Source organism: Streptomyces sp. Root1304 (assembly GCF_001426405.1).
In the GTDB taxonomy this organism is placed as follows: Bacteria; Actinomycetota; Actinomycetes; order Streptomycetales; family Streptomycetaceae; genus Streptomyces.
The window spans coordinates 239461-266402 of sequence record NZ_LMEP01000005.1 but is presented as its reverse complement, the minus strand read 5'-3'; the positions used below and the strand labels follow the sequence as shown (position 1 = coordinate 266402).

At 73.4% G+C, this 26942-nt stretch carries 24 protein-coding genes; 15 read left to right on the top strand and 9 right to left on the bottom strand.

The genetic code is table 11. The annotated features are described in order from the left end of the window. Positions 1 to 13 precede the first annotated feature (13 nt). From ASD33_RS10065 to ASD33_RS35440, 3 genes are read left to right on the top strand one after another with little or no spacing between them, the layout of a single operon-like run. Positions 14 to 865: a hypothetical protein gene (locus tag ASD33_RS10065; RefSeq protein ID WP_157870019.1), complete on the top strand. Its 852-nt coding sequence runs from the start codon at positions 14 to 16 to the stop codon at positions 863 to 865. After that, a complete protein-coding gene (locus ASD33_RS10060; RefSeq protein WP_157870018.1) occupies positions 858 to 3188 on the top strand; it encodes a hypothetical protein in 2331 nt (776 codons plus the stop codon). Before ASD33_RS10065 ends, ASD33_RS10060 begins: the two co-directional genes overlap by 8 nt. A gap of 12 nt (positions 3189 to 3200) precedes the next feature. After that, entirely contained in the window at positions 3201 to 4361 is a 1161-nt protein-coding gene (locus tag ASD33_RS35440) for a hypothetical protein (RefSeq protein WP_056556794.1), read from the top strand. Between the two features lie 98 nt (positions 4362 to 4459). Here ASD33_RS35440 and ASD33_RS10050 read toward each other — a convergent pair whose 3' ends face one another. Together ASD33_RS10050 and ASD33_RS10045 are read right to left on the bottom strand one after the other, a co-directional pair. Next, positions 4460 to 4648, bottom strand: coding sequence for a CsbD family protein (locus ASD33_RS10050; protein WP_056556791.1), 189 nt, complete (start codon positions 4646 to 4648; stop codon positions 4460 to 4462). Between the two features lie 21 nt (positions 4649 to 4669). After that, positions 4670 to 5134 (bottom strand): hypothetical protein, encoded by a 465-nt coding sequence (locus ASD33_RS10045; RefSeq protein ID WP_056556788.1) that lies wholly within the window; start codon positions 5132 to 5134, stop codon positions 4670 to 4672. A gap of 125 nt (positions 5135 to 5259) precedes the next feature. Between ASD33_RS10045 and ASD33_RS10040 the strand changes: the two genes are divergently transcribed. Next, entirely contained in the window at positions 5260 to 5748 is a 489-nt protein-coding gene (locus ASD33_RS10040) for a universal stress protein (RefSeq protein WP_107103657.1), read from the top strand. Between the two features lie 78 nt (positions 5749 to 5826). Here the strand turns inward: ASD33_RS10040 and ASD33_RS10035 are convergent, their stop codons facing one another. Then, on the bottom strand, positions 5827 to 6156 hold the full coding sequence (locus tag ASD33_RS10035) for a hypothetical protein (protein WP_056556786.1): 330 nt from the start codon (positions 6154 to 6156) through the stop codon (positions 5827 to 5829). Between the two features lie 286 nt (positions 6157 to 6442). Between ASD33_RS10035 and ASD33_RS10030 the strand changes: the two genes are divergently transcribed. After that, positions 6443 to 6952, top strand: coding sequence for a hypothetical protein (locus ASD33_RS10030; protein ID WP_056556783.1), 510 nt, complete (start codon positions 6443 to 6445; stop codon positions 6950 to 6952). A gap of 58 nt (positions 6953 to 7010) precedes the next feature. On the opposite strand, the gene ASD33_RS10025 is transcribed toward ASD33_RS10030, so the two are convergent. The 4 genes from ASD33_RS10025 to ASD33_RS10010 are packed head-to-tail and all read right to left on the bottom strand — an operon-like array spanning position 7011 to position 12704. Then, on the bottom strand, positions 7011 to 8297 hold the full coding sequence (locus ASD33_RS10025) for an MFS transporter (RefSeq protein WP_056556780.1): 1287 nt from the start codon (positions 8295 to 8297) through the stop codon (positions 7011 to 7013). Continuing rightward, on the bottom strand, positions 8294 to 10171 hold the full coding sequence (locus ASD33_RS10020; protein WP_056556777.1) for a condensation protein: 1878 nt from the start codon (positions 10169 to 10171) through the stop codon (positions 8294 to 8296). The genes ASD33_RS10025 and ASD33_RS10020 overlap by 4 nt, the downstream gene beginning before the upstream one ends. Then, the gene (locus ASD33_RS10015) at positions 10168 to 11514 is read right to left on the bottom strand and encodes a DUF6271 family protein (protein ID WP_056556774.1); all 1347 of its coding nucleotides are present in this window, start codon (positions 11512 to 11514) and stop codon (positions 10168 to 10170) included. Before ASD33_RS10015 ends, ASD33_RS10020 begins: the two co-directional genes overlap by 4 nt. Further along, positions 11496 to 12704 (bottom strand): phytanoyl-CoA dioxygenase family protein, encoded by a 1209-nt coding sequence (locus tag ASD33_RS10010; protein ID WP_242426896.1) that lies wholly within the window; start codon positions 12702 to 12704, stop codon positions 11496 to 11498. Before ASD33_RS10010 ends, ASD33_RS10015 begins: the two co-directional genes overlap by 19 nt. A gap of 607 nt (positions 12705 to 13311) precedes the next feature. Here ASD33_RS10010 and ASD33_RS10005 point away from each other — a divergent pair. The 3 genes from ASD33_RS10005 (at position 13312) to ASD33_RS09995 (ending at position 15179) form a co-directional block, all read left to right on the top strand. Next, entirely contained in the window at positions 13312 to 14169 is an 858-nt protein-coding gene (locus tag ASD33_RS10005; RefSeq protein ID WP_056556771.1) for a hypothetical protein, read from the top strand. Positions 14170 to 14260: 91 nt separating this feature from the next. Beyond that, positions 14261 to 14491: an acyl carrier protein gene (locus ASD33_RS10000; protein WP_056556767.1), complete on the top strand. Its 231-nt coding sequence runs from the start codon at positions 14261 to 14263 to the stop codon at positions 14489 to 14491. A gap of 10 nt (positions 14492 to 14501) precedes the next feature. Further along, positions 14502 to 15179 carry a 4'-phosphopantetheinyl transferase superfamily protein gene (locus ASD33_RS09995; RefSeq protein WP_056556764.1) on the top strand — a complete coding sequence of 226 codons (678 nt, stop codon included), beginning with the start codon at positions 14502 to 14504 and terminating at the stop codon, positions 15177 to 15179. Between the two features lie 7 nt (positions 15180 to 15186). Here the strand turns inward: ASD33_RS09995 and ASD33_RS09990 are convergent, their stop codons facing one another. After that, positions 15187 to 15939, bottom strand: coding sequence for a hypothetical protein (locus ASD33_RS09990; RefSeq protein ID WP_056556761.1), 753 nt, complete (start codon positions 15937 to 15939; stop codon positions 15187 to 15189). 150 nt (positions 15940 to 16089) lie between these two features. Between ASD33_RS09990 and ASD33_RS09985 the strand changes: the two genes are divergently transcribed. The 7 genes from ASD33_RS09985 to ASD33_RS09955 all read left to right on the top strand — a co-directional run bounded on the left by ASD33_RS09985 (position 16090) and on the right by ASD33_RS09955 (position 26020). After that, positions 16090 to 17079, top strand: coding sequence for an esterase family protein (locus tag ASD33_RS09985; RefSeq protein WP_056556758.1), 990 nt, complete (start codon positions 16090 to 16092; stop codon positions 17077 to 17079). A gap of 68 nt (positions 17080 to 17147) precedes the next feature. Continuing rightward, positions 17148 to 18671 (top strand): peptidoglycan DD-metalloendopeptidase family protein, encoded by a 1524-nt coding sequence (locus tag ASD33_RS09980; RefSeq protein ID WP_056556755.1) that lies wholly within the window; start codon positions 17148 to 17150, stop codon positions 18669 to 18671. Between the two features lie 131 nt (positions 18672 to 18802). Next, on the top strand, positions 18803 to 20206 hold the full coding sequence (locus ASD33_RS09975) for a hypothetical protein (RefSeq protein WP_242426887.1): 1404 nt from the start codon (positions 18803 to 18805) through the stop codon (positions 20204 to 20206). A 76-nt stretch (positions 20207 to 20282) separates the two neighbouring features. Then, a complete protein-coding gene (locus tag ASD33_RS09970) occupies positions 20283 to 22334 on the top strand; it encodes a family 43 glycosylhydrolase (RefSeq protein WP_056556753.1) in 2052 nt (683 codons plus the stop codon). 79 nt (positions 22335 to 22413) lie between these two features. Continuing rightward, positions 22414 to 23511 carry an alpha/beta hydrolase-fold protein gene (locus ASD33_RS09965; protein WP_056556750.1) on the top strand — a complete coding sequence of 366 codons (1098 nt, stop codon included), beginning with the start codon at positions 22414 to 22416 and terminating at the stop codon, positions 23509 to 23511. 152 nt (positions 23512 to 23663) lie between these two features. After that, the gene (locus ASD33_RS09960) at positions 23664 to 24461 is read left to right on the top strand and encodes a serine/threonine protein kinase (protein ID WP_199863493.1); all 798 of its coding nucleotides are present in this window, start codon (positions 23664 to 23666) and stop codon (positions 24459 to 24461) included. Between the two features lie 5 nt (positions 24462 to 24466). Beyond that, on the top strand, positions 24467 to 26020 hold the full coding sequence (locus ASD33_RS09955) for a serine/threonine-protein kinase (protein WP_056556747.1): 1554 nt from the start codon (positions 24467 to 24469) through the stop codon (positions 26018 to 26020). A gap of 44 nt (positions 26021 to 26064) precedes the next feature. Here ASD33_RS09955 and ASD33_RS09950 read toward each other — a convergent pair whose 3' ends face one another. After that, the gene (locus tag ASD33_RS09950) at positions 26065 to 26757 is read right to left on the bottom strand and encodes a hypothetical protein (protein WP_056556744.1); all 693 of its coding nucleotides are present in this window, start codon (positions 26755 to 26757) and stop codon (positions 26065 to 26067) included. Positions 26758 to 26942 lie beyond the last annotated feature (185 nt).

Below are 26942 nucleotides of genomic sequence, written 5' to 3'. Positions count from 1 at the left end.
ACAGGGGGGCGGAGTGGGCAACAGGCACCAGGCTGCCGTGCACCGGCTGGTGGTGAGCGTCGACATCAGGGGCTCGGGGCGGCTGGACCAGCAGGCCAAGATCGGCGCGCGGCGTGCGATGTACGAGATCCTGGAGACGGCCTTCGACGCGATCGGCGTCCCGGTCGCGCAGGTGCACCTGGAGGACCGCGGCGACGGGGTGCTGGCCGCGCTCGACCCGGCAGTCCCGCCGGTCACCGTCGTCGGCGTGTGGCTCGAAGAGATCCATCAGGGACTGCGCGCGCACAACCGGGGGCGGGCGGAACCTCTGCGGCTGCGGATCGCCCTGCACAGCGGGCCCGTCGCCCACGACGGCCGGGGACTGGTGGGCCGCGCCGTGGACCTGACCTGCAGGCTGTGCGACAGCGAGCCGGCCCGGGGGGTGCTGGACGCGGACGCGTCGGTCGGGCTGGTGCTCGTCGTCTCGGACGTGCTGTACCGCACCGTCGTCGTCGAGGGCGGCCGGTTCGTCGAGCAGGAGAGCTACGCGTCGCATCCCGTGCGCTTCAAGGAGACCGACGAGACGGCCTGGTTCCACGTGCCCCGGAGGAGCAGGCCACCGCTGCCGGAGCCCGCCACCCGGGCCGAGGCCCCGGTCCCGTCCCCGACGCCTGCCGCGGCCCCGCCCCCTGCCTCGGCTCCGCCCGCTTCCGTGGGCGCGACCCCGGCCGGGCGATCCCGGGAAGAGGCGCCGCCCGGGGCGCCGCCGCCCTCGAAGTACACGATCACCGTGCACGGGCCCAACCAGATCGTCGACGGCGCCGAGGTGCACGGAGACATCACCGGAGTGACCCACGTGGGGAGAGAGGGCGGTACCGATGAGTGACGGGGACGACGGCGGGGCCGGGGGAGCGGGCGGCGGAACTCCGGGCGGCGGGGCGGCCCCGGGAGGCAACGGCGCCGGAGGCGGCGCGGGCGGTGCGGGCGGTGGGGACGGACGCGACTACGGCGCGGCCCGCAGCGGCCCGTTGGGCAACAGGCTCGCCGACGGCGGCTACGACGCCGCACGGCAGGCCCGGGCCCACTTCTTCGACGTGCACGGGCGGAACGCCGTCGTCGACGGCACCCGGGGTGATGTGCACGTGGGCGACCACCACCACTACCACGGGGGGCGTCCCGCGGCCGCCAGCCTGGTCACCGGCTCCGTGCCCCGTGACGAACTCCGGCGGCTGAGAAGGGTGTTCGAGGAGCCTCCCGGCTACGCGTCGATGCGGGAGGGGCTGGAGCGACAGCGCCTCGTCGCCCTGTGCGGCGACCCCGGCAGCGGGCGCACGTACACCGCACTGTCCCTGCTCGACGAGGTCACGCGCGGCCGCATCGAGCGGCTCGACCCGCGCACCGAACTGCACCGCGTCGACGAGGCGGACCTCAGGGCGGAGCACGGCTACCTGGTGGAGATCACCGGGGACGGCACGTTCCTGCCCGAGCGGCGCCCGGCGGACGAGGAACGGAACGGCGGCCCCCGGCTCGCCGAACCGCCCGCCGAACTGCACCTGGACCGGCTCGGATCGCTCCTGGAACGGCGCGGGGCGTACGCGATCCTCGTGGTCGAGGCCGGCGGCTTCGCCGACGAGCTGCTGCGCGGCAGGTACGGCACCCTGTTCCGGGCCCCGTCGGCCGAGGGCATGCTGCGCAAGCACCTGGTGGCCCTGCTGGGGCACGGCGAGGACGAACGCCTCGACCGGGCCCTGGAGCTGGCCGCCCGGGACGACGTGGTGGCCGCGCTCGGGCTCGACCGATTACGTCCGCACGAGGTCGAGACGCTGGCGCGGCTGCTCGTCGACCACCTCGACGACAAGCTGGCCGAGGCCGAACTGCTGGGCGAACTGCGGACCTTCGCCGTACGGCAGGCGGAGTCCTGGTTCGCCGCGCCGGGCCGGGTGCCCGCCCGCAACCGCGCGGCCGTGACCGCGGCGACCCGGCTGGCCGCCTTCCGTACGACGATGGCGGTGTACAGCGGATCGGCCTACAGCCTGGCGGCGGAGGCCGCCGAGCAGCTGGCCTGGGAGTTCGCGGTGACCATGGACCCGGGGAAGGACCCGGGCCGCGCGCTCTTCCACGACCACCAGGACGCCCGGCTGGCCGCCGCGCGGTCCGAACTCTTCAGCGCCGACGCGCTGTTCGGCAACCGGCCCCTGGGCGTGCGCAAGGTGCGCCTCCAGGGCAGGTCCCTGCCCTGGGCGGTGCTCTCCCACGCCTGGGACGGCTACCCGGACGTGCGCGGCCCCGTCGCCCGCTGGCTGCGGACGCTCTGCGACGATCCCCGGCCCGCCGCCTGGGTGCCCGCCGGCCTCACCGTCGGCGCGCTGTGCACCCGTGACCTGGTGTACCTGCTCCACGAGGTGGTGCTGCCGATGGCGACCTCGGACTCTCCCGAGCAGCACATGGCCGCGGCGACCGCGCTCGCCCACGCCGCCTCCCTCGACGAGGCGGTCCGCCCGATCGTGCGCGACGCGGTGTGGGGGTGGGCCCGCGACGAGAACGACGCCGGCCTGCGGGCCACGGCGGCCCTGGTGCACGGCTACGGCACCGTCGAACGCTCCCCCTCCGCCACGCTCGACGAGCTCGGCCTGCTGGCCGGCCGTGACGAGGACCTCCTGACGTACGCCTCGTACAGCGTGGCGCGGCTGGCCGTCGGCTCCCACGGCGCGACCGTACTGAAGCGGCTGGGCACCTGGCTGGGCGACGGCCGCAGGATCCGGAACGACCTGGCGCTGTTCGCCCTGGACCGGCTCCTCTGGCAGCGGCCGTCCGCGCTGTGGGGCCTGGAGGACAACCCCTGGCTCGACGAACACGCGAGGTGGCCCGTGATGGCGGGACTGCTCACCGCCCGCCCGGAGTTCACCCCCATGCTCGCGGACCTGGTGTGGACGGGCCTCGACACCGCCCGGTGGCGCGGAGAGGTGGAACTGTCCCTCGGGCACTGGATCCGGCACGCCGACGACGAACCCGGACTCCTCGACGTCCTCTGCGACTTCCTCCCGCACCTGGTGAGCGATCCGGAGGACGGCGACCGGCTGCGGCACGTCGTGCGGCGCATGGAGCGCGACCCCGACGAGACCCTGAGCGAGGCCACCGTGCGGCGTCTGTACGGGGCCGTCCCGCGGACCGCGATCATCCCGCCGGGCACGACCGGCACCACGAGCTGAGAAGACGGAGTGATGACCGTGAACAACCCCTTGCACGTGCGCCCGCCGGGCCCGTTCGTCCCGCCGGGACCTCAGGCGCGGCCCGGGGTGGCCGTCGTGTCGCACCGGCTCCCGGCGCCGGACCCCCGTACCGTGGCCGAGTTCCCGACCTCCGCGCAGGCCCTCCCCGGCCCCTTCCTCCGCGAGTACCGTCCGTCCTGGCCGTACCGGCACCGCAGTGCCCAGTGCGTGGCGGTGCTCTACTACCGGAGCCGTCCGCCCCGGTCGGTGGGCCCGGAGGGTGACGAGAGCTTCCTGCTGCGATGGCTCACGCGCCCCTACACCGCCTTCGAACTCCAGCTGGGCTGGCACACCGTCTCGTTCCAGGCCCAGCTGCCCGCGGCGGAGAGCGGGCGGTCCTTCCCGGCCGAGGTCGCCGTGCGGTGGCGGGTCGCCGACCCCTTCGAGGTCGCCCGCAGCCAGGTCACCGACGTCGGTGAACTCCTCGTGCCCGAGCTGGTGCAGCGGCTGCGCGACGTCTCCCGCGCGTACTCGATCCATTACGCCGAGGAGGTGCGCGACGCCGTCAACGCGGCCCTGGACGGCCATGCGTTCGGCGCGTCCTTCGGCCTCGAACTGGACGTGTTCGTGACCATCCAGGCCGACCGGCTGATCCGGGAACACGGCACACGGGTCGGCGAGGTCCTCAACCAGACGGACGTGGAGAGGTTCCGCCAGCGGCTGCGGGAGATCCAGGACGACAACCAGCGCCTCCTCATCGAGCGCTGGGCCGAGAGCTTCCAGCGCGCCGTGGAGAAGGGCGACGACGCGGTCATGGCCCAGATGATGGCCCGCAACCCGAAGGACATCCAGGAGATCCGGAAGATGTTCCACGGCGAGCGGCGCGAGGAACGCCAGGACGGCATGGAACTCATGACCCGGCTGATCGACGGCGGACTCCTCGAACGCTGGGAGCTGGGCGAACAGGCCATGGTGGTCGTGGAGTTCCTGAGGTCGGGCGCCCGTAGGGTGGCCTCCCATCCGCTGCCCGAACTGACGGAACCCCAGCGGCCCAAGCGCGCCCTCTACTGGGAGCGCGAGTCCGAGCGCCGCGGCCCGGGGCCGGCGACGGCGGGGCCGGAGGGGGAGAGCGCGGGGACGGGCGAGGGGACAGGTCAGGGCGACCGGACGTGAGGTGACGGGGCCGGGCGCGCGGCCCGACAGGCCGCGCGCCCGGGCGTGAGTCCGTGGTCACGTGCCGCGACCGGCGGGGCTTGCTCGCGAGGAGTCCGCTAGGAGGTCCGCCGCCTGAGTTCGTCGCGGGCCTTCAGCGCGCTCTCGTGCACCTTCTCCATCGCCTCGCGCGCCCTGCCCGCCAGCTGGTCGGCCTTGCCCTCCCGCTCCATCCGCGTGTCGCCGATCACCTTGCCGACGGTCTCCTTCGCCTTCCCCTTGCCCTTCTGTACCGAGCTCTTGCGCATGATCGGGTTCCTCTCGTCTGGTCACAGGGGCGCGGACGGGGCCGGGGCCGGTTCCGGGGCCCAGCGCTTGTGCGCGGCCGGCTGGTGCACGATGCGCAGGCGGTGGTGCTCCACGGCCAGCTCATGGCCCTCGGCGTCGGTGAAACGGCCGGTCATCTCGTGGACGCCGCAGTGGGCCCGGCCCACCGGAAGCCGTTCCGGGGGCAGCCTGATCTCGTACGGGCCTCCGGCGCGGAAGCCGCCGAGGACCGTCGTCCGGGCCGCGACCACCTTCCCGTCCCGGACGTGCGTGTCCTCGAAGGTCACGCCGTCGATCTCCCTGCCGAGCCGGAACACGAGGCCGACGCTGAGCACCGCGCCCTCCGGCAGTACGACGGGTTCCGCGGCCCCGGGCCCCCCGGAGCTGGTGGGGTCCGGGAGCGGGATCTTCAGGCGGCCGTGTTCCTCGGTGTACAGGGAGAGGTCCAGCAGTTCGAAGTCCTTCACGGCGAGTCATCACCCTTCGGTGCGCTACTGCCCCGACCGGCGCGGAACATGCCCGGCGTACGTCCGTCGGCGCCGGGTAGCCGGTCAGTAGGGGGATCCCCGCATGTGGGAAGAGGCGTGGAGCCATGACCGTGAACACGAGTGACGGCACTCCCCGGGTGGTCGTGGGGGTCGACGGATCCCCCGCTTCGCAGGAGGCGCTGCGATGGGCCGTACGGCACGCGCGCCTGACCGGGGCGACCGTGAACGCGGTGGGGGTCTACGACGTGCCCGGTGCGACGGGCTGGTCCGCGCCGCCGGTGGACGCCGCGTTCGACGAGGAGCAGGCCAGGCGGGCACTGAAGGAGGAGCTCGAAGGGGTGATCGCGGAGATCGGGGACGTGCCGCTCGTCGAGAACGTCGTCCGGGGCACGCCCGCCAAGATCCTCATCGAGGCGGCCAAGGGCGCCGAGCTGCTGGTGGTGGGCAGCCGGGGCCGGGGTGGATTCGCGAGCCTGCTCCTGGGCTCGGTCAGCCAGCAGTGCGCGGTGCACGCACCGTGCCCCGTGGTGATCGTCCGCCCGGACGAGGGCGCGGAGGCGAACGCCTCGGGCGCGAGCGCCGACGCGGCGTGACCGGGCTGCGACCAGAGGGTGACCGAACCGCCCCGGTGACGGGGATGACCGCCCCGGCCCGCGCCGGGCGCGGGAGCGTCAGCGCTGCCTTCTGGCGGCCCAGCGGTCCGCCCTGACCAGCAGGAGGCGTATCAGGCACACGGCGGTCGCGACCCAGACCGCCGCGAACAGCCACAGCGGTGCGGGGGACGCGGACGCCGAGGCGATCACGAACATCAGGACGGACATCGCGCCGAGTGCGGCCGTACACAGGCCGAGGTGACGGCCGAGGGCCGCGCTCCACGAGCCGGCCCGACGGGGACGGCCGTCTTCGAGGCCGTGCAGGTCGAGGCCCTCGTCGCTCCGGAGTTCCTGTTCGATGCCTTCGAGGATCTTCCGTTCCTGGCGGGTGAGCTTGGGTTCGTGCATGGCGGCCTCCCGTCGAGCGGTCCGGCCGCCGGGTCACGCCGTCGCCGTGGTGGTCTCGGTCATGGCGCCCGGGGCTCTTCTCCGCCTTTTCCCGGGAATCGCCCCGGGTATGCGGGGCGGCCACGCGTCATCCGGCGGGCCCGGCCCCCGGGCCGGCCGACCACCCGGCCCCCGACGAGCCGCCGGGCCGGGAACTCGGTGGTGGCGACGCCGGCGCCGTGCGAGGGTGCCCTTCCGGCCGAGGACGGGGACGACCGCCGTCCGGCCACCGACGAGGAAGAGCGCGATGACCCACGACGAAGCGATCCAGCAGCTCAGGGAACTCGGACGCGCGAGAGTGTTCGGGCGGCACGTCGGGTCCGACCGTCTCGTCCGGGCGGGTCTCGACGCGTTGACCGCCGGGGTCGACTCTCCCTCGCTCGCCCTGCTCGCGGGTCTCCTGCGGAGCGAGGAGCCGGAAGCCCCGGAGCTGTTCGACCAGGTCCTCGACGAGCTGGGGCTGCTGTACCGGCCCCCGGCCGGTTTCAGGGCCGCACGGTGGGACACGGCCTACTGGATCGCCGGTCAGATCGTGGACGGAACCCTCGATCCCGCATCCGGCGCGCAGCTCATCTGGGCCGAGGTCGCGGAGGACCTCGGTCAGCCGGAGGACCTGCGGCCCCTGGTCGCCTACGGGATCATGCTGGACGACTGGACCGAGGAGTGGGACGTGTCCGCCGAGTCGCTCAGGGCGAAGACCGTCGAGGCGGCCGGACGGTTCCTGCGTGAGCGGCCGCCGGGGGAGCGGACCGACTGACGTCCGCCCGCCCGGGGAGCGCACCGACCGACACGCGCTCCCCGCCCCTCCGTACCGGTCAGCCGGCCCCCGCCGGGCTCCCGGCGTCACCGTCCGTGCCCGCTCGTTCCTTCGGCGCCCGGCCCAGGGCCCGGATCGCGGGGATCGACAGCATCACGAGGATGCACACGATGCCCATGACCGAGGAGAACAGCAGCACCCGGTCCGCGCCGAAGGAGTCCGCCGCGGGGCCCGCCAGCGCCCGGCCCAGCGGTATGACCATGATCGAGCCCGCGACGTCGTACGCCGAGACGCGGCTGAGCACCGCCAGGGGGATGTGGGACTGGACGCTCGTCGCCCACATCACCCCCCAGAACGCGAAGCCGCAGCCGGCCACCACCCCCGTCACCGCCGTGAGCGTGAAGGACCAGCCCAGCGCGGGCGCCAGGGGGTTGAGGGAGAAGAAGAACATGGCGCAGGCACCCGCGACGAGCGGCCGGCGCGGGCGGACCCGCATCCCGAGCAGGCCGCCGATGATCGTGCCCGCGCCGTCGGCGGAGGCGATCCAGCCGTACCCGCTCGCCCCGTGCTGCTCGGTGAGCAGCGCCGCACCCAGCGGCAGCGCCGGGCCGAAGACGAACAGGCCGTACACCGCCCAGACGGCGATGACCCCCCACAGCCAGGAACGCGACCGGAACTCGTGCCAGCCGGTGGCGAGGCGGTGCCACATCGGGTCGTCGCTCTCGTCCCGGGCGGTGCCGAGCTTCCGCAGCGGCGCCAGGCCGAGCGCGGAGAGCGCGTACGCCGCCGCGATGACCACGAAGGACCCGGCCACGTTCCAGTAGGCCACCAGGAGTCCGGCCACACCGGGACCGAGCAGGGTGCAGATCGCCTCCGAGATCCGCAGCAGCGCGTTGGCCCGCTGGATGTCCTCGGCGACCTGCGGGACCAGGCTCGCCAGCCCCGGCTGGAACATGGCGGTCGCGGCTCCGCTGAGCGCGAGCAGCGCCATGATGTGCCAGAGCCGTACCTCCGTGCCGATCAGCAGCACCGCGAGCGCCAGCATCGCGACCATGCGCACCACGTCGGCGCCGACCATCATCACCTGCGGGGTGAAACGGTCGGCGAGCACGCCCCCGAAGAGGACGAGCAGCACGATCGGCGCCATCCACGCGGCCAGCGCGTATCCCACGCCCGCCGCCCCGTAGCCCGCCCCGAGGACGGCGGTGGTGAGCGACACCATCAGCATGCCGTCGGCGAGCAGCGAGGTGCTGCGGGCCGTGAAGAACAGCCGGAAGCGGCTCGACCGCCACGGGCTGGGAGGAGCGCTCTGCTCCCGCTCGGCGGTTACCCCATCGATGGTCATGTGACATCCCGGTCCCGGCCGGTTCCTTCCACGAGAATCTGCTGACGGAGCCATGCGCTGCTCCGGCCCGCCTCGGCCGGCGGGTCCTGGACGATGACGTACCGGCGGGGGGCCAGTACGCCCGGATGCCCGGGGAGGGCGTCCATGAGTGCGGTGTGCGCCTCGGCCGGGGTGAGCGGGTTGCCCCCGGCGGCGACGAAGGCCGTCAGGCCGGGTGTGTTCCCGTCCTTGTCCGGGGCGTCCGCGATCACATGCACGGGCAGGCCCTGCAGGGCCTTGCCCAGGGTCTCCGCCACCAGGGGAGGCGAGACCCAGGAGCCGTCCACCCGGCACCACTCCGGTCCGCGAGCGGCCGGCCGCACCCCCGTCACGTCGGTGAGCGAGGTCAGCGGTACGTCGGCGGTGGCGGCGGCCTCCAGGAGCCGGACGAGCCCGGTGAGGAGGGCCTCGGCCTCGTCGCGGCGGAACAGCGCGGGATCGGCCCAGGTGGCGAGGTGGACGAGGGGGCCGGTCTCGTACACGAAGGTGAGGACGCGGGTCGGGAGCACCTGCTCAGGGCCCCAGCTCAGCTCCAGTTCCGGCCCGGTGGCGTCGACGGGGGCGCCGGTGGTGGTGTCGGTCCCGGCCGTGCCGGTCGCGGTGTCCGCGACGGTCGACGGGAGCGTGCTGACGTCGTTGAAGACGACGTCACGGGCGAACCGGCTGCCGCGCTCGTGGGTGGTCCTGTCGATCATCTCCCACAGGGCGAGCGCGTCGAACTGGCTGTGCCGGTAGGCGTTGAGCGCCGCGCCCCAGGCCTTGCGCAGCAGCGCGTCGAAGGAGCCGGCCCGCAGGTCGAGGGAGAGCAGGGCGTCCTGGGAGACGGTGTTCACCGAGCGGGCGAGGCGCGGGTGGTAGCGGTTGGACGTGGGTACGGCGGCCACGCAGGCCGTCTGGCCGGCCCGGTGCGCGACCAGGGCGCACCACGCGGTCAGCAGGATCGTGGACGGCAGCCCGCCGGTCCGCTCGGCCACGAGCGCCAGGGCCCGCGCGGCCCGCCGTGACCGCAGGGTGAGCCGCGGCGCCGGCGACTCGGTGCCTGCGGCGCCCGGCTCGGCGAACATCGCCTGGGGGCCGGTGCGGATGATCCGTTCCCAGTGCCGCAGGGAGGCCTCGGACCTGCGGAGCCCCGCCGGGGTCGCCTCCTCGGCGGCGAGGCCGAGCGGGGTGAGCGAGGTCAGCGGCGGAAGCTCCTCGCCGGCGAGGAGGCTCAGCCACTCCTCCTTGAGCACGGAGAGGGCGCTGACGTCCGTCAGGGCGTGGCTGGCCGCCAGGGCGACGAAGACGGGCGCGCCGTCGAGGGCGACGAGGGAGACGCGGAGGGCGAAGTCCCGGTCCAGATGGAAGCGTTCGACGCGGGCCCTGCGGGCCAGGGACTCGGCGTACGCGGCGAAGGAGGCGTGCTCGGCGGGCACGCCGGCCTCGGTGGCCTCGGTGGTCACGTCGGGCTCGGCGGGATCGCCGGTCCCGGTGGGTGACGAGGTTTCGCCGGCGAGGTCCTCGTGGCCGTGGTCCACGAAGGTGACCGTGAACTCCCCCTCACTCGCCACCACTTGCTCGCGCGGCGCGCTGCCGGGCGCGTGCGGGAAGGTCGTGCGCAGTGCCTCGTGGCGTACCACCAGCGCGCGGAGGGCGTCGATCGCCGCCTCGGTACGGGTCCCCTCGGGGACCGGCCACACGTCGTGGATGTTGATGTGCGCGGGCTCGTCCCGCAGCATGCAGCGGATCATGTTGGCCTGCCCCATGGTGACGGGGCCCCGGCGCTCCTCACCGCCCGAGTACCGGACGGTGAGGGTGTGGGTGGTCCTCGGGAGCGAGGGTGCTCGCTCACTCATGCGATGCCTTTCACGGGCTCGTGGAACCCTCCGGGCCCGGTGGAGCCGGAGGGACGGGACCGGGCGGCCAGGGTCAGGGCCTCCCAGCTGTCGATCAGGCGGGCGAACTCCGTCATGTCCCGCCCGGCCTCGTCGAGAAGCGCTTCGCGGCGGGCCCGAAGGACGTCGGCGGCGGTGGCGTAGCGTCCGCCCAGCGTCCGGTACGAGCGGTCGACGACATCGAGCCGGCCGGCGTTCTCCGCCCGGTCGAGCCGGGTGCTGTCCCGGACGAACCCGGCGACGGCGGAGGGCCGGACGTGTCCTTCGTCGTCGAGCAGCGCGTCACCGGCCTCCTTCAGGGCGGCGTACACGGCGTTGAAGTGCGGTGCGGCCAGCAGGTACTTGGCGAGGCGCACGTGGTAGGCGAGGAAGCCGGAATCGGAACGCCGCTCTCCCGTATGGAAATTGACGATGTGCCGGTTGTGCAGCACACCGGGCAGGCGGGCGTCGTGGACCAGGTGGATGAGGAAGTAGTCGCTGCCGATGGTGTCCGTGGCGGGCGGCAGTGGAACGCGGGCGTACATTTCGCGGTCGAGGGCGATGTTGCACATGTCCACGCGCATCGGGTTGACGCCCGTGAGGGTGGTGCGGTCAACCGTGAACTCGGTGGTGCCGGCGCCCCTGAAGGACTCCGCGATCAGGTTCCTCCGCCAGATCTCCGGATAGCCGGCGGGGATCGAGAGGCCGACGACCTCCTCGTACACGGCGGGGTCGAGCCGTTCGATCTCGGCGACGTCCACGGACATCTCGCCGACGAAGGAGCCGCCGACCATGGCCACCGGCCGTCCGGCGCACGCGGGGTCGAGTCTGCTCCGGGTCACCTGTCCGGCGACGTCGGCGGCCCGCCGCCCCAGCGCGGCGAGTTCGTGGTGGAGGGGGAACACCGGCTCGCCGTCCAGGGACTGGTAGCGGCTGTCCGAGTCCCGGCGGTGCACCGACACGCAGCCCAGGGCCTCCGCGAGGAGGAACGCGCGATTGGTGCAGGCGCCGTAGGAGACACCGGACGGCAGCATGAGGTCGAGCACCCGGTCCGGCTCGGCGACGCCGGACGCGGCGATCACCTCCCGCAGGAAGCCCCGCTGTTCGGACTCGTCGAGGTGGTGCGTGACGACACCGGGGACCGGGGGCAGCGCGGCGACCGCGGCGCGGTGCCCGGCGAGCACCTCGGCCTCGGAGGAGTCCAGGATGAGCAGCCGCACTTCGACGCCGAACCGGCGGGCGCCGTAGGCGGCTTCCTCCGCCACGGCACGGATGGTCGCGGCGCACTCCCGGTTGGTGGGGAGGGTCAGGCAGACACGGCGCACGAAGGCTCCCCGCCCTGACCGGCGGCGACGCCGGCGCTGTCCGCCACGGCCTCGCCGTTCGCGACCGCCGGGCCACCCGCCGCGGTGGTGTCGGCCGACACCACCGTGCTTCCCGATTCCGCCGCGCCGCCCGCGCCCGTGGTCCCCGCCTCGCCCGTGTCCTTCCACGAGGTCAGCCCGAGGAGTCGGCTGCCGAGTTCGTCGAGGGTGGCCGTCGGGTACCGCTTGGACTCGTGGAGCACCGGGTCGCCGACCAGCGTCCGGTTCCAGCGCGGGGTGCGCAGGTGCCGCCAGGCGTCGACGCGGGAGCGCCGGAGCCGCTCGTGCTCCTCCAGCGCCGGCATCATCGACAGGTACTGGACGGCGCGCACCTGGTCCCGGGAGACGTTGCGGGCCACGCCGTGGGCGAGGAGGCCGTTCCAGATCAGCAGGTCGCCGGGGTGGAGGTCGGGACGTACGACGGGGTACTCGGTCCGGTCGACGTCGGGGCGGAGCGGGTCGCGGCCGGCCGGCTGGCCGTTCTTCCACTCCTCGAAGCGCCGGAAGAGCTCCGGGTCGCACTGGAAGCCGCCCGACTCGGGCCGGGTCTCGTTGAGCGCGATGATCCCCTGGACCCGCTGCGGCGGCACGCCGAGGGTGGTGTCGATGTCCCAGTGGAGGTCGATGTCGAAGCCCCGGTCGGTGGGTTCGATCAGGGCGCGGTCACGGTTCCCGACGTTGGGCGGGTTGAGGTTGAGCCGGTCCTGGGTGACCCACAGTTCCTCGCAGTCCCAGACGTCCACGAAGGCGTCGTACACCCGCCGGGCCTGGCGGTTGTCCCACAGCAGCTGGTGGTGGTACGCCTCCACGAAGCCGTAGACGTGCAACTGCTGGTCCAGCTCGGAGCGGAACGGCCGGTCCTCGTACCAACTGTCCGGCCGGTCCGGGTCGAGGCCCTGGAACTCCCAGGTGAAGTCGAGGAGGCGCTTCGCCGCCTCGGCCGGGACCGCCTCCCGGACGATGACGTAGCCGTACGTCTGCCAGTGCGCGAAGTCCTCCTCGGAGAGGACCCGCAGGGGCCGCGACTTCTTCAGCTCGCGGAGGGTCGTCTGCGCGAGGTAGGACTCGCCGTCCGCACTGAAGTACGGCCGTTCCGTGGCCGCCCGGTGGAGATGGGGGCGGCGGGGGCGGTGGGGTGCGGGTGTCGTCATCATGTGGTCCCTCCAAAACGGGAGTCGGGGGAGGCGGTTCGGCTCGTCGGGTACGGGCGCCCGGCGCAGCACGCGGCGACCCTCGGCGCGGGGCCGGTGGCGGACGGTGGGGGCGGCGAACAGCGAACAGCGGTCGGCGGACGGCAGTCGTCAGGCAGCGTGGTCGTCAGGCGGTGTGGTCGGCGGGCGGGACGGGCGCACGGCTGTGCCCCGGCACGCGTGCGTCGGCCACGCCGTACAGCAGAATTGGTGTAGACCATAGCTGTTGTCAAGTGTCGTCGCGATATGCGGAGTTGCGTCGGGCCGGGGCATTGGCCGAGATCAGACGCCTGCGGGGCGGCGGATTCCGACTCGGCGGCTTTGGTCTAGACAACAGGCGCGGAACTCGCCTAGTGTCCCCTTGCGCGGTCCGGCCCGTGACGGGGAATCAGCCGGACTCCTCGCTGCGCCCTGCGGTCAACGGCGACCACACGACCGCACGTTCGCACTGACCCGCGGACGCATGGCAGCGCGCATGTGGCACCCCGGTGACCCCGCGGCGCATTCGTTCCGCCCGTCCGGCCGACGCCCCCGACTGTTCGCACACCCCCAGAGGGAGCGGTTTCCCATGAGCACAACCGGTACCACGGTCCTGCCGGACGGTGGCCTGAAGAGCCCCGGCCCCGGTCTGATCACGCTGGACCCGGTCCGTACGGCCCTCCTGCACGGTCTGGACGACCTGCTCACCGGCCTGGCCGCCCGGCTCTCCGCGCCCGAGGTCGTCGGTCCGCCGCTGCTGTCCGTGGAAGGCCTCGCCCGGCTCGACTTCTTCCGCAACTTCCCCCATCTCGGCGTCTCCGCCGGGCGGTTCGCCCCCGACGCGTTCGACGGCCTCGCCGCCGGCGAGACACCGGGGGAGCTGCCGCTGCTCCCCACCGGCTACCTGCTGCCGTCCGCCACCTGCTACGGACTGCTGCTCTCCCTGGAGGGCCGGGACGTCGGCGAGGAAGGCCTCAGGCTCTCCGCCGCGGGCCGCTGCTTCCGCAACGAGACCCACTACGACGGACTGCGGCGCCTGTGGGGCTTCCACATGCGCGAGGTCCTGTACCTCGGCACCAAGCAGGGCTCGCTCGCGCACCTCGACCAGGGCGCCGAGTTCATCCTCGAGGCGGCCGCCCTGCTCGGTCTGGAGCTGGAGCGGGCGGTGGCCGACGACCCGTTCTACGACAAGGGCGGCTCCCGGGCCCGCCTGATGGCCCTCGATCCGGTCAAGCACGAGTTCTGCGCGCCCGACGGCACGGCCATCGCCTCCGTCAACCGGCACCGCAACTTCTTCGGCGAGCGGCTGGACATCCGCGCGGGTGCGGAAGGGCCGGCGTACAGCGCCTGCGTCGCCTTCGGCGTCGAGCGCTGGGTCCACGCCATGATCCTCACCCACGGCAGCCCCGAGCGCGCCCTCGACCGGCTCCGCGACGCCCGCCCCTGAGCACGGCACCCCCCGTGACGCCGAGCGCGGCGGCCCGGCGCCGTCGCGTTCACGCCATTCCCGAACCGACAACCAAGGAGCGACCCTCCCCATGGAACGCATCGCCGCGTGGCTGCACGAGAAGAACCCCGGCCTCGACGGTCCGATCGACACCGACGAGGACCTCATCGAGGCGCGTCTCATCGACTCGATGGACTTCCTGGAGTTCATCGACCTGCTGGAGGAGCTCTCCGGCAGCTCGATCGACCTCCAGGAGGTCACCATCGACGACTTCCGCACCCTCGGGCGCGTCCGGGAGCGCTTCCTGAGCGCCGCCCGGTGAGCCGCCGGCCGTGACCGGGGGCCCGGCGCCCGGCGGAGACGTATCCTCCGTCCTGGCCGTGGTGGCGACCACCGCGGAGGTACTGGCCCGTCCGGAGCTGCACGAAGGGCTGCTCGCGCCGTGGGAGCGGCGGCGGCTGGCCGGGATACGGGTGCCGGAACGCCGCGACGACGTGGTGGCGGCACGGCTGCTCGTACGGCTCTGCGCGGCCCGTTTCACCGGGCTGCCGCCGGACGGGACCGACCTCGCCCAGCTCTGCCCCGGATGCGGACGGTACGGCCACGGGCGCCCGTACCTGCGCGACCGGCCCGGGGCCGGCGTCAGTCTGAGCCACGCCGACGGGCTCGTCGCGGCGGCCGTGGGCCCCGGCGCGGTCGGCATCGACGTCGAGCCCGCCGCACGCCGGCCCGGCCCCCTGAGGGTCCTGCGGCGCCTGCTGCCGGAGGCCGAGCTGACCGAAGCGAGCAGGCAAGCGGACCCGGGCCCGGCGCTGCTCCGGCTGTGGGTCCGCGGGGAGGCCCTCCTGAAGGCGGGCCAGGACGGCCTGCGGCTCCACGAGTGGACGGACCACCGACGCGCGGCCGTGGTGGCGGTGGCGAGCGCGGCCCCGACGACGGTGTTCTCGCCGTGGGAGACGGATCCGGGCTCAGAAGCAGGGGGTAGGCCGGGCTCAGGACCAGGAGGGTAGGCCGGGCTCAGGAGGTGGCGCGGACGGCTTCGTCCCAGGCGCCGGGACTGCGGTAGTGGTTCCGGTGCCCGGCGGCGAGCACATGGCGCAGTGCGGCGAGGTGCTCGGTGTCCGGGGGGAGATCCAGCCGGTCCAGGAGGGCCAGCGCGGCGGCCGGTTCCAGGTCCCCGTAGACGTCGTGGAAGCTCGCCCGGAGGCCGAGGAAGAGGGCCGGGTGCAGGCCGGGGAGCCTGACTGCGGTGCGGTACGCCGGCTCCTTCACCGTCCAGCGCACCGGGCCCGAGCACTCGAGCACCCGACGGGCCCGGCGGAGCGGTGCCTCGGACCGCTCGGTCACCACCCGGCCGATGTCGTTGCCGAGGACCTCGGCGAAGGCCGTCGCGGAGGTGGTGTGGTCCTCGAACCAGTCCACCCACAGCGAGTAGGTGACGGCCTCGGCGTCCCGGTCCGCCTCCAGCCGGCGGCGGTAGCCGTCCCACAGCACGTCGGCCGGCAGGGGGCCCTCGGCGCCGTCGTCCGCGAACCGCATCTCGCACGTGACCCAGTACTCGTCGAGGAGGTCGAGCAGCCCGAAGGCCAGCCGCAACTGGTCGGCCGCGTCCAGGTCCTCGGCGAACACGTCACCGGCCCAGGAATGCGCCACTTGGTTGGCCGTGAGCAACACGCCCGGCTCGGCGTCGCTCACCCACCCGTCACGCACCTGCCTGACCCCCTGATCGGCCAGCCAGCGTCGTGCCGTCTCCACGGCTCGCATCTCCATCCGGGAAGTATGACAAGCCGCGCACCACCCCTACCCCACGGTCGCCGCCGTTGTCCCTCCGGAACGTTCCGGATGCCCGGGGCGTGCGGCCCTCGCTAGCTTGCCAACGGTCAGGATCCCTCCCGTCACGCTCCCCACCAGGAGGTCACGTTGACCGCGCAGAACCCCTCCCGCAGAAGCATCCTCAGGTCCGCAGGCGGGCTCTCGGCCGCGATGGCGCTGGGCGCCGGAGGCGTCCTCGCGGGGGCGACCTCGGCCTCCGCGGTCGGCGACGGCTTCGGACTGCGCATCGTGGACCGCAACGAGGGCGACCCCCGGATGCGGTACTACCGGTTCGCGACCGACGCCATCGGCTGGAACCCCGCCGTGAACGTCCTGCTCCCCGACGACTACCACTACAGCGGACGCACCTACCCCGTCCTCTACCTCTTCCACGGGGGCGGCACCGACCAGGACTTCATCACCTTCGACCGCGAGGGCATCCGCGCCTGGACGGCGGGCAAGCCGCTCATCGTCGTCATGCCCGACGGCGGTCACGCGGGCTGGTACTCCAACCCCGTCAGCTCCAACGTCGGCCCCCGGAACTGGGAGCACTTCCACATCGCCCAGCTGCTCCCGTGGGTCGAGGCGAACTTCCGCACCTTCGCCGAGTACGACGGCCGTGCGGTCTCCGGCTTCTCGATGGGTGGCTTCGGCGCGCTGAAGTACGCGGCCAAGTACTACGGTCACTTCGCCTCGGTCAGCGCCCACTCCGGCCCGGCCAGCCTGCGCCGCGAGAACGGCATCGTCGCCCACTGGGCCAACGCCTCCTCCGCGCTCCTGGACCTCGGCGGCGGGACCGTCTACGGCGCGCCGCTGTGGGACGAGGCCCGGGTCAGCGCCGACAACCCGGTGCAGCGGATCGAGAGCTACCGCAACAAGCGCGTGTTCCTCGTGGCCGGCACCAGCCCGGACCCGATCAACTGGTTCGACACCGCCAACGAGACCAATGTCCTGGGCGGCCAAAGGGAGTTCCGCTCCCTCCTCGGCAACGCGGGCATCCCGCACGAGTGGTACGAGCTGCCCGGCGGCCACTTCATCCGCCACGACATGATGCAGCGCGACATCGACGGCATCATCGCGCGGCTCCGCAAGGCGTGAACCGCGCACTCCCCGCGCACCGCCACCGCCCCGTCCACCCCGAGCCGAACCGAGGGGAGGAGCGTCCCGTGCTTCTCGGACCGCCCCCATCGTCCCGACGCGCCATCACCTGTGTGCTGGCCGTGATCGCCGCACTCCTGCCGGGGCTGGTGACCGCGACCCCGGCCGCCGCCCGTACCGCCACCTCCGCGGCCGCGTGCCCGACCACCGGAGTCGTCACGCAGCCCTACCACGACGGTCACAACGGCGTGGACATCGCCGACGACATCGGCACCCCGATCTACGCCGTGGGCGACGGCGAGGTGACCATCTCCGGGTACACCGGCGACTACGGCCAGTGGATCCGCGTCCAGCACCCCGACGGGAGGATCTCCGAGTACGGGCACATGTACCAGCGGGACGTGTCCGTCGGCGACCACGTCGTGGCCGGCCAGCGCATCGCCCTGATGGGTGCCGAGGGCAACTCGACGGGCTCCCACCTCCACCTGCGGATCTGGGGCGACCCGTCCGCCTCGTACGGCATCGACCCCGAGCTCTACCTCGCGGAGGGCGGCATCACGCTGCCCTGCACGCCCGGCGGAGGCGGCCAGCCGCCGAGGCCGCTGGTGTATCCGGCGGAGTCGGGGCGGGTGGTGTCGGCGCGGTCGGCGGACGGGCGTCTCGAAGTGTTCGCCGCGGCTGCGGACGGTGTGCACCACGCGTGGCAGATGCAGTCGAACGGGAACTGGTCGGCCTGGGAGTCCCTGGGCGGTCCGGGGAACGCGGAGCTGGCCGTCGCGCCGAACGCGGACGGTCGCCTGGAGATGTTCGCGATCAACGGGAACACCTTCCAGCACCGCTATCAGCTTTCTCCGTCGGGCAGTTGGTCGGGCTGGGAGGCTTTCGGCGGCGGTGGTCGTGACATCGCCGCCGGTGTGAACGCGGACGGGCGGATCGAGGTCTTCGCGTCCGGGCCGGTCGGGCTGTTCCACAAGTACCAGGTCGGTCCGAACGCCGGCTGGTCGGACTGGGAGGCCACCGGTGGCGGCCCGGCCGACAGCCGGGTGGAGATGGAGAAGTCCCCGGACGGGCGCCTTGAGGTGTTCGCGCTCAACGGCAGCACCTTCCAGCACCTCTTCCAGACCGCGCCGAGCGGTGGCTGGTCGGCGTGGGAGACCTTCGGTGGTGGCGGGCGAGACCTGACCGTCGACCACAACGCCGATGGCCGTCTTGAGGTGTTCGCCTCCGGGCCCGTCGGGGTGTTCCACAAGTACCAGACGAATCCGACGAGTTGGTCGGAGTGGGAGCCGACCGGCGGGCCCGCCGACTCACAGCTCACCAGTGAGCGGACCGCCGACGGCCGGGTCGAGGTGTTCGCGATCAACGGCAGCGAGGCCCGGCACATCTGGCAGACCGGCGTGAACGCCCCGTACGGAGCGTGGGAGACCTTCGGCGGTGCCGGTACGGAGATCACCGCCACGGTCAACGCGGACGGCCGGATCGAGGTCTTCGGGACGAGCCACGCCGGCGTCTACCACAAGTGGCAGACGGGTCCCGCGACCTGGTCCGACTGGGCGTGGGTGAACAACACCTCGGGGCCCGCCGTCGACTGATCGGGCCGAACCGCCAACCGAGCCGATCCGATCCGACTGATCGGCATCCACTCCGAAGGGGACAGCAGTTGAGCAGAACCCAGCGCTCCTCCAGAGCGCCATATCGCGTCATCCTGTCGGCACTGGCCTCGTTGCTCCTCGCGGCGGGCATCCTCGTCGGCGCCTCGCCCGCCTACGCCGCACCGAGCGACCTGTGCGCCCAGACCGGCTACACGGCCGGCTTCCGGGGCGACGGCCTGGTGACCGCCGTCGCCGTGGCCCTGGCGGAGTCCAGCTGCAACCCGTCGGCGTACAACGTCACGAACAACACGCCCCCGTCGACCGACCGCGGCCTGTGGCAGATCAACGACTACTGGCACCCCGAGGTCTCCGACGCCTGCGCCTACGACGCCCAGTGCAACGCGAACGCGGCCTTCGACATCTCCTCCGGGGGAACCAACTGGCAGCCCTGGTCCACCTACAACCAGGGCGCGCACTGGCGGCACATGGACGAGGCCCGCGCCGCGGTCGACCGCCTGGGGCACCACGAACCCGGCCCCGGCCCGCTGGTGTACCCGGCGGAGTCGGGGCGGGTCGTGTCGGCGCGGTCGGCGGACGGGCGTCTCGAAGTGTTCGCCGCGGCCGCCGACGGCGTGCACCACGCCTGGCAGACCGAGGCGAACGGCAACTGGTCGGCCTGGGAGTCCCTGGGCGGACCCGGCAACGCGGAGCTGGCCGTCGCACCGAACGCGGACGGTCGCCTGGAGATGTTCGCGATCAACGGGAACACCTTCCAGCACCGCTACCAGCTGTCCCCGTCCGGCGGTTGGTCGGGCTGGGAGACCTTCGGCGGTGGTGGCCGTGACATCGCGGCGGGCACCAACGTCGACGGCCGGATCGAGGTCTTCGCGTCCGGACCGGTGGGCCTGTTCCACAAGTACCAGGTCGGACCCAACGCCGGCTGGTCCGACTGGGAGGCCACCGGTGGCGGCCCCGCCGACAGCCGGGTCGAGATGGAGAAGTCGCGGGACGGCCGCCTTGAGGTGTTCGCCCTCAACGGCAGCACCTTCCAGCACCTCTTCCAGACCGCGCCCAGTGGGGGTTGGTCGGCGTGGGAGACCTTCGGTGGCGGTGGACGAGACCTGACCGTCGACCACAACGCGGACGGAAGGATCGAGGTGTTCGCCTCCGGGCCCGTCGGGGTGTTCCACAAGTACCAGACGAACCCGACGAGCTGGTCGGAGTGGGAGCCGACCGGCGGACCCGCCGACTCGCAGCTCAGCAGCGAACGCACCCCCGACGGCCGCGTCGAGGTGTTCGCCATGAACGGCGCCACGGCTTCGCACACCTGGCAGACCGGCGTCAACGCGGCCTACGGTGACTGGGTCACGTTCGGCGGCGGGGGCACCGAGGTCACCGCGACCACGAACGCCGACGGCCGGATCGAGGTCTTCGGGACCAGTCACGCGGGTGTCTTCCACAAGTGGCAGACCGGCTTCGCGACCTGGTCCGACTGGGGCTGGGTCAACAACACCGCCGGCCCCGCCCTCGACTGACCCCCACCCGCCCTCGACCCGCGGCCGGCCCTGCCCGTACGGCACGGCCGGCCGCGCGGTCCCTCTGGAGACACGCATGCTTCCGATCAGCAGACGGAACCTCCTGCGGGGCGCCGCCGCCGGAGCGGGCGCGCTCCCGCTCCTGGGCGCCGGCCGGACCACCGCCGCCGCAGCCACACCCGCCTCCGTCGCGGAAACGGGCGCCGGGCCCGCCTCCTGGGTCGGCGCGGGCCCCTTCGTCCACGTCCACGACCCGTCGACCCCCGCCGGACGGCGCTATCTCAACGACCACACCCTGATCAAGGCCCAGGGTCGGTGGCACCTGTTCAGCATCGTGGGCGACAGCGCGCCGCCCGGCGAAGCCCCGGACAGCACGGCGGAGACCTCCTTCGCCCACGCCTCGGCGCCGACCCCGCAGGGGCCGTGGACCACCCACGCCGACGCGCTCACCGTCGACCCCTCCTACTTCGGCGAGGAACACCTGTGGGCGCCGCACGTCGTCGAGGCGGGCGGAACGTACTGGATGTACTACGCCGCCGGAGGCCGGGACGGCGCCGCGATCAACCTCGCCACCTCGACCGACCTCTTCACCTGGACCCGCGAGCCGTCCGGTCCGCTCTTCCGGGGGCTCGCCGCGCGTGACCCGATGGTGGTCCGGGCCGGCGGCGAGTGGGTCATGTACTACACCGAACTTTCCGGCTCGGGCCATCACGTCGTCGCCCACCGGCGGTCCGCCGACCTGCTCCACTGGAGCGCGCCCGGCGTCGCGTTCACCGACGCCGCCACGGACGCGACCGTCTCGGTCACCGAGTCGCCGTTCGTCGTCGAACGGGACGGCTGGTACTACCTGTTCATCGGTCCGCGCAACGGCTACGAAGGCACCGACGTCCTGGCCTCGCGCGACCCCTTCCGCTTCGACCTCGGCGGCTACGCGGGTCATGTCGCCGGTCACGCCGTCGAGGTCGTCACCGACGGCGGGACCTGGAACGCGAGCGCGGCGGGATGGTTCCGGCAGGGGCTGTACGTGGCACCCCTCGACTGGCGGGACACCCCGCCGCCGTGGCAGAGCCCGGACAACCCGGTCGCCGCGCTCGACGCCGACGGCCGCCTCAACGTCTTCGCGCTCGACGCCGGAGACCGCGCGATGCTGCGGCGCGTCCAGCTCGACCCGAACACCGACACCTGGTCGCCCTGGGAGAGCTTCGGCGGGCCGGCCGGAGCGGTGCCCACCCTCGGCCGCAACGGCGACGGCAGGCTCGACCTGTTCTCCCTCGCCCCCGGTGGCGCGAACCTGCACCACCGGGCTCAGCGGCCCGACGGCGGCTGGTACGACTGGGAGGAGTTCGGCGGCCCGGCCGGCGCCGCCCCCGCCGTCGCCCACAACGCCGACGGCCGGCTTGAGGTCTTCGCGACGAGCCCCGGTGGGGCCTCCGTCGCCCGACGGCGCCAGAACGCCCCCGGATCGCTCGGCTGGGACCCGTGGGAGGCCGGATTCGGCGGCCCCGTGGGCGCCCCGCCGGTCGTCGCGGCCAATGCCGACGGCCGCCTGGAGGTCTTCGCCCTCGCAGCCGGCGGCGCCGCGATCGTCCACCGGTGGCAGCTGTCGCCGGGCGGCGCCTGGAGCGCGTGGAGCCCGTTCGGCACGGCGGCCGGTGCCGCGCCCCGGGTGGCCCGCGACGGCAGCGGCAGGCTCGCCGTCGTCGCGATCGGCCCGTCCGGGGTGGGAGCCTTCCACCGGCGGCAGACCGTGCCCAGCGGCGGCTGGGACGACTGGCAACCGCTGTTCGGCTGGGCGGCGGCCGCCCCGCTGCTCGCCCCCAGCGCCGACGGCCGCCTCGAAGCCTTCTCGCTCTCCCCCGGGGGCGCGCGCCTCGACCACCGCTGGCACCACACGACCGGCGGCACCTGGGACCCCGCCGAGGACTTCGGTGAACCCGGCGTCCTCCTCGCCGCCACCCCGACGGCGGCGGCCGACGCCACCGGGCGCCTGCACGTCTTCGCCGTCACCGCCGACGGCCGGATCCGGACCCGGGTACAGACCCGGCCGAGCGCCGGCTGGGGCCCCTGGTCCGCGTTCGGCGACCGCCCCATCGCCCCGGTCCGATCCGGCGCCCCCACTGCATACTGACGACGTGCCGCCACCCCGTACGGACGACCGCTCCCTCCTCGTGCCGACGACACATCTTCCCCGAAGAGAGGTACACCCCATGAGAACGCTCCGGTCCAGAGCGGGCCTCCGCACCGTGCTCCGCACGGCCGCGGTGACCTTCGCCGCGGCGGCCGCGGTCGCGGTGACCGCCGTCACCGGCCCCGTCGCCGCCGCCGACACCCCCGTCATCCCCGACTTCACCGACGGGCAGGGCCTGACCCGGGTCACGACGGCCACCGAGGTGCGCTCGTCCACGGACTTCACCCTCACCGTCACCACCCCCGAACTCTCCGGGCAGCACAAGATCCGGGTCTTCCTGCCGAGCGACTACTACTCCGCCCCGGACAAGCGCTGGCCCGTCACCTACTTCCTGCACGGCGGAGCCGGCAACGTCAACGACGCGGCGGCCGCCCCCGCCCTGCACGACGACCGGATGATCACCGTGGTGCCCGACGGCGGGCTCAAGGGCTGGTACGCCAACTGGAAGATGCAGAACACCGCCCTGGGCGCGGCCAACTGGGAGAACTTCCACCTCCGCCAGGTCGTCCCCTTCGTCGACGCCAACCTGCGCACCGTCGCCGACCGCGACCACCGCGCCGTCGTCGGACTCTCCATGGGCGGCTTCGGCGCCCTGCACTACGCCCAGGCACGGCCCGACCTCTTCGGCCACGTCGCCTCCCTCTCCGGCGGCATCGACTTCGGCCTCTGGGAGATCCGCGGCGTCGTCCTCGCCACGGAACTGAACCTGCCCAACGCCCTGTGCACCGCCAGCACGTCGGGCTCCGGCACGGGCTGCGCCGACTACGGGCCCGTCGTGGACAGCGACGCGATCTTCGGCTCCCCGTACGCCCTGTTCGACGACCGGATCTGGAACGCGGTCGACCCCGCCTCCCCGGCCAACCTGAGCAAGCTCGCCGACACCGGGGTCGCCCTCTACACGGGCGACCGGGGGCTGATCGACAGCAGGACCGCCGTCGCCACCAGGAACGTCAGGAACCGCCTCGACCAGCTCGGCATCCCGAGCCGTTACGTCGACTACGGCGACGGCAGCTCCCTCTCACCGCAGTGCAACGGCGAGCACAACTACGGCTGCTGGTCCGCCGCCTTCGCCGACTACATCCCCCGACTGGCGGACGCGTTCGCACAGGCCGGCTGAGCGGAGCCGCCCACCGCTCACCGCCCCTCCACCACCTGTCCCACCCGCCGTTCCGGGCGCGGAAGTGACCTGTGCCCTACGGTAAACCTCCGCGTACTACCGGTAGCGTTCTGCGTGCATGACAACTGTCGACGCGTGGGACAGGAGGAGCGGTGAGCGGCATAGTCGTCCATCTGCCGCAGGGGAGCGGCGGCGTCGTCGACGGAGAGCCGTCCGGCGACGCGGTGACCCTCAGGCTCGGTCCCGGGGAACGCGCGAGATTCGGGCGGGGCTCGTCGACGACACCGGTCGAGCTACGGCTCGCGGACGCGGCCATCTCCCGGTTCGCGGGCGAGATCCGGGTGACCGACGACCACTGGCAGCTGAGCAATCACAGCACGACCCACAGCTATCTGGTGGAGAACCCGGAAGGCGCGGGGGAGTACCTGCGGGTGCCGCCGAGGCGGGCCGGCGCGCCCATCCCGTTCGAGTTCTCCCGGGTGGTGCTGCCCACGCGCCGCGACACCACCGTCTCCTTCCAGGTGTACGCGCCCGACCACGTCTATCTGGACCCGCACGGCACGGGCGGATCGTGGGAGAGCCGTACGGTCATGGCGTACTCCCTCGACGAGACGGCCACCTACTTCCTGGTGCTCGCCGCGCTCTGCGAGCCCTGGCTGCGCGACCAGTCGCCGGTCGCCGTGCCGACCACGCCCCAGGTCGTCGAGCGGCTCAGGGGCCACGCCGCCTGCGCCAGACTGACGGCCCGCGCGGTGAGTTCGCACATCGACTACCTCGCAGAGGAGAAACTGAGGGTCGGTGCCGCCGCCGCGCCCGAGTCCGGCCGGGGAGACCGCAGACACGGCAAGCGCGAGGCCGTGGTCGGCGTCGCCCTGAGGTTCGGCATCGTCCGGGAGGAGCACCTCGCGCTGTTGCCGCCCCGGGCCGAACCGACCCTACGGGGACGGTAGCGGGGATGGCGGCGGTGCGCGGCCGGGGCACCTCGTGGGACAGCGGATACGCGGAACTGCTGCCCCGGGGCCACCGGGTGGGGGACTGGGTGGTCACCGAGCCGATCGGCGCCGGCGGCTGGGCGACGGTCTACGCGGGTCGACCGGCCACCGCCGACGACGACCGAGACCGTGAGGGCGACGGCCCCCCGCCACCCGCCGAGGTCGCCCTCAAGGTCATGCCGACCGCCGGGCTCGCCCCCCTCCAGGCCCGGCGTGTGGCGGAGGCCGCCCGGCGCGAGGTCGAACTCGGCCGCGCGGCCGGACACCCGAGACTGGTCCGGCTGCTCGACTCCCTCGTCCTCCGCGCTCCCGGGCAGCCGTCCCTGGACGGTGCGATCGTCCTGGTCATGGAACGTGCGCGGTGCAGCCTCCGGGACCTGCTCGACGCCGGGGTGACCGAGGCCGAGCGGGCCCGGCTGGTCGTCGGCGTCTGCGAGGGGCTGGCCCATCTGCACGGAGCCGGCTGGGTGCACACCGACCTCAAGCCCGAGAACGTCCTCATCGGCGCCGACGGCTCGGTGAAGCTCTCGGACTTCGGCCTCGCCACCGAGCTGACCGGGACACACGGGTACGCGCCCCCGATGGGCACCCTGGACTACCTCCCGCCGGAGCGGTGGAAGGCCCCGCTGGGCGAGCTCGGCGTGGAGGTCCGGCCGAGCGCCGACATCTGGGCCCTGGGCATCCTCGTCCACGAGGTGTTCGCGTCCGGGGCCTCGCCGTTCCCCGGAGCCACGCCGATGGCGCGGGGGGCCGCCGCGCAGGAGTACGCGGAGGGGCGTGCGCCCTTACGGCTGGACCAGGCGGTTCCGGAGTTCTGGCGGGCCCTCGCCGCCGACTGCCTGGCCCCCGCCCACGCCTCCCGGGCCGCGCACACGGCCCGGAGCCTGATCGAGCGGATCGGCGCCCACGAGGCCGCCGGGGGCGGGGACCAGGCGGCCCGGAACCGCACCGGCCCCCTGCCTCTCGCGAGCCCCACCGGCCTCACGGCGCGCGCGGGGCGGCGGAGGCGCCGGATCGGTGCCGCGTTCCTCGCCGCCACGGCGTGCGCGGCGCTGGGCGCGGCGATCTGGTCGTCCACGGGACGGGAAGCGGACCCGGCCCGGTCCGACGGCGCCGGTGGCGGCCCGGCCCGGGTCCGGGTGTTCAACGCCGAACGGGGCTGCCAGGGCCGCACCGACCGGGACCCGCAGTGCAGCCTGGGCCTGGCGATCGACCCCGGACGGCCGTACACGGCCGAGAACGTCGTCCCGACCAGGGTCTGGCACGGGGACGTCCTGGTCGCCGAGTGCGAGGTCCCGCAGGGCCAGACGATCATCGACGAGGAGGACCTGGCGTCCACCCGCTGGTTCCGCGTCCGCCTTCCGCCCACGGCCGCTCAGGAGGCAGGGGAAGACGGTCGGGAGGGCGTACGGGAGGCCGGGCGGGCCGCGCCCGGGACCACGGCGTGGCTGCCCGCCGTCCGGACGAAGGACCGACCGGCCCTTCCCCCGTGCCCGCGGCCCGCCCCGACGCCGTGAACCGCAGAGACCGCGACCGGCAGCGGCGCCGGCCCCCGCCCCCGTTACGGAATCCGCGCGCTCACCGTGCGCGCCACCTCCGTGAGCACCTTCGCGCTCCAGTTCTTGTCCGACTCGGCGTACTCCCCGACCCCGTCCGCCGTCGACATGCCGCCCACCTCGAACTGGTACGGACCCCGGTAGCAGGTCGGCCCGTCGGAGACGTCCGGCAGGAAGCAGCCCGCCGCGCCGAGCGAGGTGCCGAGGTCGCGGAACTCCTTCTTCCGGCGGGGCGCGTCCTTGCGGGCGTCGGCGAGGTCCTCGGCGTAGCTCTGCCGGACCAGGGAGGGGTCGGCGATGGCCGTGAAGGTGACCCGGATGCTGCTGTTGTGCGTGCTCTCGTACGCGGAGGGGAGCCCGAACTTGTACGTGCACCCGCCCGCTTCCACGTCGCCGGTGGTGCCGGGGGCGGACTGCGCGAGCGGGTTGAAGTCGATGATGGTGACCTTCACCGGCTCGCGGGCGAAGTCGGTCGCCTGCGGCAGGATCGAGCGGATCTCGTCGTCGCTCAGCACCTCGCAGGCGTTCGGCCACTCGGCGACGGGCAGCGAACCGCCGTCGGCGGGCCGTGCGGCGAGCTCCGGGCCGGAGGGCCCGGCCGCGCCGAACTCCAGCGCGGGTGGTGGGCTGCTGCACCCCGCCAGGGCGAGCGGAGCGAGGACGGCAAGGACGGCGGACCAACGGCTCAGCCTGGACACGTCACATTCCCCCGGAGTGAAGACGCTGGATGGGGGGCCATTCTGTGCCCGGCCGCACCGCCGATCGGCGGAGTTCACATGATCTCCCCTGTGATCCCTGCGACAGCCCGGCACCGGGGGTGGTAGGCCGTTGGCCATGCAGCCAGGCACACCGACGGTGACCCCCTTCCTCCGCCGCGGTGGCG